Below are 6,904 nucleotides of genomic sequence, written 5' to 3' on the forward strand. Positions count from 1 at the left end.
TTCAAATTAGAGTTGATTAATTTTAAAGTGTTGTGGCATAATAATATGTGTTTCATTCATGTAACCTTTACATCATATGGTTTCTTCCATACGAAGTTATGGTAACCTATAGTTTCCAAAATTAGTTCTAAAAAATTTAACAGGTGTTTAACTTAGTTCGCTGGATAAAACCTTTAGATTATCATTATTAATTATAAAGATTTACGGTCTTTAATTAATGCACGATCTTTGTTAAAATGGAATTACCCCGCTAAAAATGGGCCCGAGAAAATGAGTATATGAGAGGAAGACAAGAGATAGGTAAAAGAATAAAGGAACTGAGGAGCAGGCATAAATTTTCGCAGAAGCATGTTGCTGAAAGGCTCTTTATATCGCAGGCGGCCTATTCACTTATTGAAAATTCACAAAACGGGATCGTGGCAGAACATATTATTAACCTTAGCAAACTGTACGATGTAACTACAGACTATCTTTTAAAGGGAGACAAATTTGTAATAAAAATGTCTGTCACAAATGGTTTCGTGCCTTATATTGGAGTCTCGGCACACGCAGGTTTTATAAAGAATTTTGATACCGACGAACATCTTGAAAGTTACGACTGGTTTCGTATTCCCGGGTTTAATCCCACACAAAATCAAAAGCTTTTTGAGGTAGAAGGAAACAGCATGGCTCCTACAGTTCTTTCGGGAGACGTTGTTATATGCCAGAGCCAAAAAAACCTGGAGAATGTCCTGGATGATTCTTTGGTGCTAATTATTTCCAAAGTAGCTATTCTAATTAAGCGCATTCGCGTTAGCGAAGATCCTTCTTTCCTGATCATGGAAAATGATAATACTCAGGATGAAGAAGGTGAAAAGAAAATAAATAAACAAGACATTCGGGAATTAATGATTGTAAGGGGTAAAATTAGTGGTGTTCTGGTGCCTCATCATGAAATAGCTGCCAAAGGAAAAATTCAGGCACTAGAAGACGCTTTGGATTTACTTAAAAAAGAAGTTTATAAGCTTAACAAGAAAATAGCGACGCTTTCTCATTAAAAAATATTCTTCTGAAAATTAGAAATTGAAGGTGAGGTAATTTAGAACCTCCCGATAGGTATAAATTACATTACAATTTATTGAGGATTTAGCGGTTCTTTTGTTTCTTTACATCCCAATTTTAGAGCAATGAAATTATTTAAGAACCAGTGGACCAATATCATTTTAATCGTGATCATCCTGGCTCTTCTTATTCCACAAATCAGAAAGCCTTTGCAGATTTTTGCGAATAAAGCTTTTGCCTTTAGCCCTTCAGTGACCAACGAGGAAGACAGGGAGCAGATTGCGAACTACAATTGGGTTCTGGAGAAAAGCAGTAAAGAACGTGTAGATTTTTCAGAATATGAGGGCGAAGTGATCCTGATAAACTACTGGGCTACATGGTGTCCTCCCTGTATTGCAGAAATGCCAAGTTTCCAGGAGCTTTACCAGGATTATGGTGATAAGGTTGCTTTCTTCTTTATTTCGGGCGAAGATCATGAAACCACAACTAATTTCTTGAAACGTAACCGTTATACACTGCCTACTTACAGGATGTTAACTACAGATCCTAAACCTTTGGATGGTTTTACTTTACCCACAACCTTTTTAATAGACAGAAAAGGTAATATTGTGATTAAGAAAGTAGGTGCGGCAGACTGGAATAGCACTAGTATGAGAAACACGCTGGACGAGCTGCTTAAATCCTGAATTTTCTATATTTTTCTGAAGAAAGATTCTATAAATTCAAATCCGAAGAGGGAAAACATAATCTTCATCTCTTCTGAAAGAGAGGTTTCTTCATCTAAATATTTAAAAATATCTTCAACAGAATTTGAAGTGTAAAATTTGGCAAATATCGACTCTCCCTTCTCGTTATGCCTGGCCAGGACGTCTAAAAAAATAGCATCATAACGCCGGAATTTCTTATTGATGAGATCTTTTCCGGGAGTCAATCCCCTTATAATATTTTCTACGACCTTATTTACTTTTTTCTCTGTACTTTTAAAAGAATAGCCAGTGCTTGGCTTTACCCAACCCCCTCCGGTGCCAATTTTGGTAATTTCTTTGCTGTTTTGTTCTTCAAAAGGGAAATCTGTCATAGGAATCACCCCAGATTCGACTGAATTTATCCTGAAGTTCTTAATTTTCAGTATTTCTGAGAGGTATTTCTTCAACATTGCATCATAAATGTCGTCTTCAACTAAAAAAGGGGTGAAAAAAGTGTATTCTATCAGTGCTTTATTCGATGATTCCGGTAAGATATAAGTAAAACTCGTAGAATTTTCGTGCTTAAGCCGGTAATCCATCATTGTAAAGGTGGAGGGCTCAAAATGCCCATTTTCGGTCTCTATTTGCCAACCTTTAAAGTGCTGATAAATTTTTGCGTATTTGTTTTCCTGTGAATAGGATGGAGGCAGCCTGCTGTCAAAAAAATGTGTTGCTGAATAATTGTCTTTTTTACCAATGGCCTGCATGGTGACCGGGTCTATTCTTGAAATTTCATCTTCAATAAAAACAAAGTCAGGAGAAGAATCCAGTTCTTCTTTTATATAATTATAGAAATCCAGAGATTTTATCTTTTTGTAGGTATAGGGGGCAAGATCCAGTTTCAGGTTTTCCCGGGAGGAAATAAAATTTGTATGAGTCCAGGTTTTGCTAACGATCTCATCCCATTTGCCTTCTCCTTTTTCCCAGAAACACCAGGTTTTATCGTTTTCATTTTTTTCCAAAGGGTCTATAATGGCAATTTTCTTACCCTTAAAAAATATTTCCTTGCTAAGCTTATAGGCGAGTTGTAAACCGGCCAATCCGCCGCCAACAATCACATAAAAATAGCTTATACCCATAAAAAATTCTCACTTTTTAATGTTACTTTTTGAAGTATTTAAAGGGAACAAAGAGCATCCCAAAGCATTCTCCATGATCTTTTCCTAAATGTTTATGGTGCATCTTATGGGCGCGTCGTACTCCTTTGGCGTACCAGTGATTTGCATTTCTGAAAATTTTGAAACGCTGATGGATAAAAATATCATGCACCGTAAAATAAGTAATGCCGTATGCAAGAATGCCCAGGCCCAGGGGCAAACCCGCCCAGAAGCCATTGTACTGCCACAGCAAAAAGAAAGTGATGCTAATTGCTGCATAAAACACAAAGAACAAGTCGTTGCGCTCCCACCAACTACTATGGTCCTTATGATGATGGTCTTTATGAAGTTTCCACAAAATACCATGCATAATAAATTTATGGGTAAACCAGGCCATACCTTCCATAGCCGCAAAAGTACCGAGAAAAATCGCTATCCAAAGTAAAGTATCCATAGGTTATTATATAAGGTTGAATCTATAAGAAATATATGATTTAGCCAAAAGTCCCGCTTTTTGATAATCGGGTACACGTATTCTCTGGTTCATAATATTCAGTGAAGGTACCTGTTTTAGTTTATGCAGTAATTTTTTGTAGTAAACATAAGCGGTATATACCCCGAATTTTGCTTCTACAGGAAGTCTGGAAATTCCGTAGAGGCCTTTTTTGAAATCCTCTTCAATTTCTGCAATAATCCTGGATTTGCTTAGTTCATCCAGCTGCGAAAGGTTGACGTCTGGGAAATAACTTCTGCTTAAGTCTTCATAATCTGCTTTTAAGTCCCGGAGAAAATTTACTTTCTGAAAAGCAGACCCAAGGCTCATCGCAGATTGCTTCAGCGCGTCATACTGCATTTGATCGCCTTTTACAAAAACCTTCAGGCACATTAGCCCAACCACATCTGCACTGCCGTAGATGTATTCCTGGTATTCTTCTACCGTAAGATATTCAGACTTATACAAATCCTGTCGCATGCTCCTCATAAAAGAGCGGTACAGGGATTCGTCAATTTCGTATTTATGTACCGTTTCCTGAAAAGAGTTTAATATGGGGTTCAGGCTTATCTTTGCGTCTAGGGCCTTGTAAAGATCCTTCTCAAAATCGTCAAAAAGCTCCTCCTTTTTGTAATTATGAAAACTATCTACAATCTCATCTGCAAACCGCACAAAACCGTAAATATTGTAAATATCCTGTCGAATACCCGGCGCAAGCATCTTTGTAGCTGTAGAAAAAGATGTACTGTAGGCATTTGTCACGGTTTTGCTACAGGCGTGTGAAACGACATCAAAAATGGATTTCATAGCATTAAATTTTTGAATTCTGAATAAGCTCTGCTGCCAATTTTCCGGAAATTAATGAAGGAGGAACTCCAGGCCCCGGAACGGTTAACTGGCCTGTAAAATACAGGTGGTTAACTTTTTTACTCTTTAATTTCGGCCTTAAAAAAGCAGTTTGAAAGAGGGTATTCGCAAGTCCATATGCATTTCCTTTGTAGGAATTATATTCACTTTTAAAATCATTAATACAAAAGGACTCTTTAAAAATAATATTATTTTTCACTTCCTGCTTTGTTAATTTTTCAAAGCGGCTCATGATTTTTTGAAAAAACTCTTCTCTTAATTCCGGCGTATCTTCTATTCCCGGTGCCAACGGAATTAGAAATATACCGGCTTCTTTTCCCTCTGGAGCAGTCTCAACATCTGTAATAGAAGGGAAACTGGCATAGAAGAGCGGATTCTCCGGCCACCTGGGATTATCATAAATAGCATCGGCATGTTTTTTAAAATCTGTGTCAAAAAACAAGGTGTGGTGAGAAACGTTTTTAATTTTTTTGTCAAAACCAACATAGAAAAGTAGGGAAGAAGGAGCGAAAGTTTTCTTCTGCCAGTATTTTTCCGGGTACTGTCTTTTATGTTCGGGAAGTAAGGTCTCGGTGTGATGATAGTCTGCCCCGCTAAGGACAATATCAGATGTTATTTCCTTTCCATTTATCACAATGCCGGTAGCTGTATCTCCGGTAAGGTTGATCTTTTCTACAGGAGCATTGGTATGGATCTGGACACCGAGCGATTCTGCAAGCGCTTTAATGCCCTTAATCACCTCATACATGCCTCCTTTTGGGTGCCACGTGCCCAGAGCAAAGTCGGCATGGTTCATAAAACTGTAAAAGGCCGGTGTATTACTTGCTTTGGCCCCAAGAAAAAGAACGGGGAACTCCAGTATCTGGACTAGTTTTACATTAGTGAACTCCTTTTGAACTTCCCGTGAGATGGTGCTAAAAAACTGTCCGAGTTTTTTTGCTGTTTCAATAGAGACTAGTTCCAGCGGGGACACTCCCGGCCTGTAAACCATATCCTTAATGGCGATATCGTAATTTTCTTCAGCCTGGCCTATAAATTTTTTCAGCTTTTTTGAACTCCCCGGTTCTTCAGCTTCAAAAGCGGCATAGATCTTATCCAGGGTATCCCCAATTGTAATTTTTTCCCCATCTTCAAAATAAACCTGATAGGCAGGATTCAGCTTTTCCAGACGGTAATAATCTTCGGGAGTTTTGCCAAAGTCTGCAAAGAACCTTTCAAAAACATCTGGCATCCAGTACCATGTTGGTCCAATATCAAAGGTAAATCCCTCTTTTATAAGCTGTCTTGCCCTGCCGCCAACTTCAGGGTTCTTCTCGTAGATATGGACTTCGTTACCTTCTTTTGCAAGATAGCAGGAAGCTGCAAGAGATGCAAAACCCGAGCCTATTATGGATATTCGTTTTTTCATGAGAAGATTTAAAGGGTCCTTACGAATTCCTGAATTGAAGGAAAAAATTTCACGTTTGCTGGTAGAGATTTCTTTTTTTCTTCAAATTGACGTACACGATTTCCGAAAAGGAAGAGTTTCCGGGGCTTTTCTTTGCAAATTTCATCCTGAAACTCATTTATAAATTCCTGGATATCATGTGGTTCTATTGTAGAATAGCTCATAAAAATGATGTTGTCATTCTTCTCGAGCAGGTATTTTAAGTTTGATATGGGGAGGTTTGGACCCAGGAAAACACTGGTCTTTCCGTTTAGTAATAACTGATAATTAATATAAAGAAGACCTACATCGTGAATTTCATTTTTCGGAAGAAAAAGAACATACAGCGTATCCGGGTCTGGCGTTACCTCCTGTTTCACGGCAGCAATGTTTAAATAAAGTTTTTCTCTTATAAGTTCTACGATATAGTGCTCGTGGATAGGCTTAATGGTATCAGTTTGCCAGAGCGTACCTATTTCACCTAGAAGAGGAAGAAAAACTTCCTGAAATATCTCCTGAAAAGATTTCTCTTCCTCAAGACTGGCGTATGTCCTGTTAAAGAGCCCTTCATCAAAATCTATCATTGCCATTTTAAAGGCGTTAACCGCCCTGTTTTCGACACTGGAAGAAGCAGTAATTCGCTTAACCATTTTCCCAATTTCTTCTTCGGAAAGTTTTGATATTCTGGAAATTTTGTATCCATGCTCATTAAGGAAAGCAATATTCAGGATTTTTTGAAGATTGGAGCTATCGTAGGTTCGTATGTTAGTTGAAGTACGATCTGGAGTAAGAATGTTGTAACGTTTCTCCCAAATCCTGATGGTGTGAGCTTTAATGCCGCTAAGGTGTTCCAGGTCCTTTATGCTGAAATTTTGTTTTACGAGTTCCATATAGTCTATAACAAGAGAGGTAAAACTACATAATTTGTAGCTTTTGAAACTTTATAGAAAGTTAAATGTTTAATAAAAACTAATGTTCGTTAAACAGTTTGTGGTCTAGATAGGGTTATACTGAAGTAGAATGGCTCCTTCGCCGGTGGTGCGACCTTTCTGTAGGTCGATAACTGTCATTTTCAGAATGCCCTTCAGAATCTGAGAAAATGAGCGCTATCCGCTGGAGAATTAAAGACCTATTCGTGAATTAGTGGTTATTTTTTATCTGTTTCCACAAAAGGTTCATAGAATTTCTGCTGAAGGTTGATAATTGTCATTTTCAGAATGCCCTTCAGAATCTG

7 protein-coding genes are annotated in these 6,904 nt (G+C 37.9%); 2 read left to right on the forward strand and 5 right to left on the reverse strand.

Going from position 1 to position 6,904, the window contains the following annotated elements; translation table 11 throughout:
• The first annotated feature begins 278 nt into the window (after positions 1–278).
• On the forward strand, positions 279–1,037 hold the full coding sequence (locus RM529_RS09455) for an XRE family transcriptional regulator (RefSeq protein ID WP_311484552.1): 759 nt from the start codon (positions 279–281) through the stop codon (positions 1,035–1,037).
• A gap of 129 nt (positions 1,038–1,166) precedes the next feature.
• Positions 1,167–1,727 carry a TlpA family protein disulfide reductase gene (locus RM529_RS09460; RefSeq protein WP_311484553.1) on the forward strand — a complete coding sequence of 187 codons (561 nt, stop codon included), beginning with the start codon at positions 1,167–1,169 and terminating at the stop codon, positions 1,725–1,727.
• Between the two features lie 5 nt (positions 1,728–1,732).
• On the opposite strand, the gene RM529_RS09465 is transcribed toward RM529_RS09460, so the two are convergent.
• From RM529_RS09465 to RM529_RS09485, 5 genes are read right to left on the reverse strand one after another with little or no spacing between them, the layout of a single operon-like run.
• Positions 1,733–2,866 carry a lycopene cyclase family protein gene (locus RM529_RS09465; protein WP_311484554.1) on the reverse strand — a complete coding sequence of 378 codons (1,134 nt, stop codon included), beginning with the start codon at positions 2,864–2,866 and terminating at the stop codon, positions 1,733–1,735.
• Positions 2,867–2,888: 22 nt separating this feature from the next.
• Entirely contained in the window at positions 2,889–3,338 is a 450-nt protein-coding gene (locus RM529_RS09470; RefSeq protein ID WP_311484555.1) for a sterol desaturase family protein, read from the reverse strand.
• Positions 3,339–3,344: 6 nt separating this feature from the next.
• Positions 3,345–4,184 (reverse strand): phytoene/squalene synthase family protein, encoded by an 840-nt coding sequence (locus tag RM529_RS09475; RefSeq protein ID WP_311484556.1) that lies wholly within the window; start codon positions 4,182–4,184, stop codon positions 3,345–3,347.
• A gap of 4 nt (positions 4,185–4,188) precedes the next feature.
• Positions 4,189–5,652, reverse strand: coding sequence for a phytoene desaturase family protein (locus tag RM529_RS09480; RefSeq protein ID WP_311484557.1), 1,464 nt, complete (start codon positions 5,650–5,652; stop codon positions 4,189–4,191).
• An 8-nt stretch (positions 5,653–5,660) separates the two neighbouring features.
• Positions 5,661–6,560: a MerR family transcriptional regulator gene (locus RM529_RS09485; protein ID WP_311484558.1), complete on the reverse strand. Its 900-nt coding sequence runs from the start codon at positions 6,558–6,560 to the stop codon at positions 5,661–5,663.
• Positions 6,561–6,904: the final 344 nt, after the last annotated feature.

Origin of the sequence: Autumnicola edwardsiae (assembly GCF_031846505.1) — a bacterium.
GTDB classification, from domain to species: Bacteria; Bacteroidota; Bacteroidia; order Flavobacteriales; family Flavobacteriaceae; genus Autumnicola; species Autumnicola edwardsiae.

Coding starts and splice junctions, on each gene's coding strand:
- RM529_RS09455 (WP_311484552.1), top strand. CDS start 279: ATGAGAGGAAGACAAGAGATAGGTAAAAGAATAAAGGAACTGAGGAGC.
- RM529_RS09460 (WP_311484553.1), top strand. CDS start 1,167: ATGAAATTATTTAAGAACCAGTGGACCAATATCATTTTAATCGTGATC.
- RM529_RS09465 (WP_311484554.1), bottom strand. CDS start 2,866: ATGGGTATAAGCTATTTTTATGTGATTGTTGGCGGCGGATTGGCCGGT.
- RM529_RS09470 (WP_311484555.1), bottom strand. CDS start 3,338: ATGGATACTTTACTTTGGATAGCGATTTTTCTCGGTACTTTTGCGGCT.
- RM529_RS09475 (WP_311484556.1), bottom strand. CDS start 4,184: ATGAAATCCATTTTTGATGTCGTTTCACACGCCTGTAGCAAAACCGTG.
- RM529_RS09480 (WP_311484557.1), bottom strand. CDS start 5,652: ATGAAAAAACGAATATCCATAATAGGCTCGGGTTTTGCATCTCTTGCA.
- RM529_RS09485 (WP_311484558.1), bottom strand. CDS start 6,560: ATGGAACTCGTAAAACAAAATTTCAGCATAAAGGACCTGGAACACCTT.